At 40.5% G+C, this 2702-nt stretch carries 2 protein-coding genes; both read left to right on the forward strand.

Annotated elements, in window-relative coordinates:
- Positions 1 to 1617: UvrB/UvrC motif-containing protein (locus KJ678_03635; GenBank protein ID MBU1017222.1), on the forward strand; the 1617-nt coding region annotated here is incomplete at its 5' end.
- 720 nt (positions 1618 to 2337) lie between these two features.
- Positions 2338 to 2702: excinuclease ABC subunit UvrA (locus KJ678_03640; protein MBU1017223.1), on the forward strand; the 365-nt coding region annotated here is incomplete at its 3' end.

Genomic DNA, 2702 nt, shown 5'->3' on the forward strand with positions numbered 1-2702 from the left:
TTAACCCGCAAGGATGTGGTGGTTATATCCTCGGTATCGTCAATTTATAACATAGGTTCTCCGGTGGAATATGCCAATACCGCTTTGGAAGTTAGAATTGGAATGAAAATTTTAATAGAGAGTTTAATTAAAAGACTGGTAAAGCTTTTATACGAGAGGAATGATTTTGATTTTAAAAGAGGGTCGTTTAGGGTAAGAGGTGAGCGGGTGGATGTTTATCCCGCCTACGCGGACTATGGCATTAGTTTTGAAGTTAAAGAAAATACTTTAACTAAAATTTTTAAATTTGATGCGGTTTCTGGAAAGACCCTAAATATAGAGGAGGGTTTAGTAAACATTTTTTCGGCAAAACATTATGTTACTCCCGAGGATAGAAAAGAAGGGGCGTTAAAAAAAATTGAGGTTGACTTGCGCGAAAGAGTAACGGAATTAAAAGAACAAAAAAAGGAAATGGACGCGTACCGACTAGAACAACGAACCAACTACGATTTAGAAATGATACGGGAAATAGGTTATTGCAAGGGTATAGAGAATTACTCTCTTTATTTTGACGAGCGAAAAAGTGGCGAACCTCCTTATACATTAGTGGATTATTATAACTGGCATTTTAAAAACGATTGGCTTTTGGTTATAGACGAATCTCATATCACCGTTCCGCAGATAAGAGGTATGTACAATGGGGACCAAAGCAGAAAAAAAACTTTGGTGGATTTTGGGTTTCGTTTGCCTTCGGCTTTAGATAACCGTCCTTTAAGATTTGACGAGTTTTTGGCAAAAGTTAAAACTTCTATTTTTGCAAGCGCCACTCCCTCGCCTTGGGAAATAAGTTTTAGCGGAAAAGAAAATGTGGTTGAACAGCTAGTTAGACCAACGGGACTTGTGGACCCTAAAATTACCATACAAAAAACGGATAATCAAATAGAAGACCTTGTTAAAAGGATATTGGAAAAAACAGCTGAAAAAGAGCGGGTGTTGGTTACTACTCTAACAAAAAAAATGGCAGAGAGGTTAAGCGAATATTTAGCGGACAAAAAAATTAAGGTTACATATTTGCATTCGGATATTAAAACTTTGGAAAGAACGGATATTTTGGACAATTTGCGAAAAGGAGAATTTGATGTTTTAGTGGGCATAAATCTTTTAAGGGAGGGTTTAGACCTGCCGGAAGTATCGTTAGTTGCTATTTTGGACGCCGATAAGGAAGGATTTTTGCGAAGCGAAACTAGTCTTATTCAAACAATGGGACGGGCGGCGCGGCATATAAATGGGGAAGTGGTTATGTATGCGGATACCGTTACTACTAGTATGAAAAAGGCAATTATGGAGGTGGAAAGAAGAAGAAAAATTCAAGAGGAATTTAATAAAAAGCATAATATAACCCCACAGTCTATAAGAAAAGATATAAGGCAAAAAATGTTTACGGAAGACCCTGTGGAAGAGAAAACAATTAAAGATATATTTTTTGTTGAAGATTACGAGTTTAGGACGCTTCCTGCAAGAGAGCAGAAAAAGATGTTAAAGGAGTTGGAAAACAAAATGCGGGAATTGGCGGAGTTTTTAGAATTTGAAAAGGCGGCGAAAATCCGCGATAAAATTAGGCAATTAAAAAATATATAAAAGGGACTTATATAAAAGGGACTACCCCGAAATGGGGTAGTCCCTTTTTAGCAACTATGGACAAGCGTGCTTTATTTGTAGTACAATTCTTTTTAGTTTGTCGCTTACCGTCCCGTTTTCCAAAATAAAGGAGAGAATACAATATGCGGAATATGTCCAAAGTTGTATTGGCTGTTGAGGCAACTGTTCCAAATGCGGGACAGAAATGCGCGGAATGTACTTGTCCGCATCTCCGAACTCGTCGTGCCAGACGAGGACGGGGGGATGCTACTGTTTACAGTTGCCACAGACGAGCGCGGGCTTGTCCGCGAGTTATCAATGGAGGTGAGAGATGAGTAGTGCTTGTGCCGATTGTCCTCATAGACCGGAGGATGGACGGAAGGGTTGTTCTCCCTGTAGAGGGATACAAACTTCTCCGGGTCTGGGGACTTTTCATTATCCATTAGGTATGGGGGGGGACTCCCACATTACAGCAGCAACAAGTAGCGTAGTGCATTTGGGACTTTCTGGGAAGGAGGAGTTACTTATGAACAAAGGCACCGTCTTTCCTTGGGCAGTTCCCGCGTCAAGTCGTAAACACGCGCGAAGGTCAGGCGGGTTCTAAGCTAACTGAAAGAGTTTGAGACCTTTCCCTAACGGGAGTTTGCTGTCAATGGCGATAGCAAGCTCCCGTGTTTTTCTTCTTGAATTCCCCGAACATTTGCCGTATATTTAAAGTTTATGGATAAACTTATTATCTGCGGCGCCCGCGAACATAATCTAAAAAATATCAGTCTAACTTTGCCTAAAAACAAGTTAATTGTCTTTACCGGTGTTTCCGGTAGCGGAAAATCTTCTCTTGCTATGGATACCATATACGCCGAGGGGCAAAGGCGATATGTTGAATCTTTATCCTCGTATGCCAGGCAATTTTTAGGCGTTATGAAAAAACCTGATGTTGAAAGTATTGAAGGGTTGTCCCCAGCCATAGCTATTGACCAAAAATCCGTTTCTCATAATCCCCGCTCTACGGTAGGCACCGTTACCGAAATTTACGATTTTTTAAGACTTTTATACGCCCGTATTGGGCATCCTCATTGCCCCAA

Source organism: Patescibacteria group bacterium (assembly GCA_018817085.1).
In the GTDB taxonomy this organism is placed as follows: Bacteria; Patescibacteriota; WWE3; order CG2-30-40-12; family CG2-30-40-12; genus CG2-30-40-12.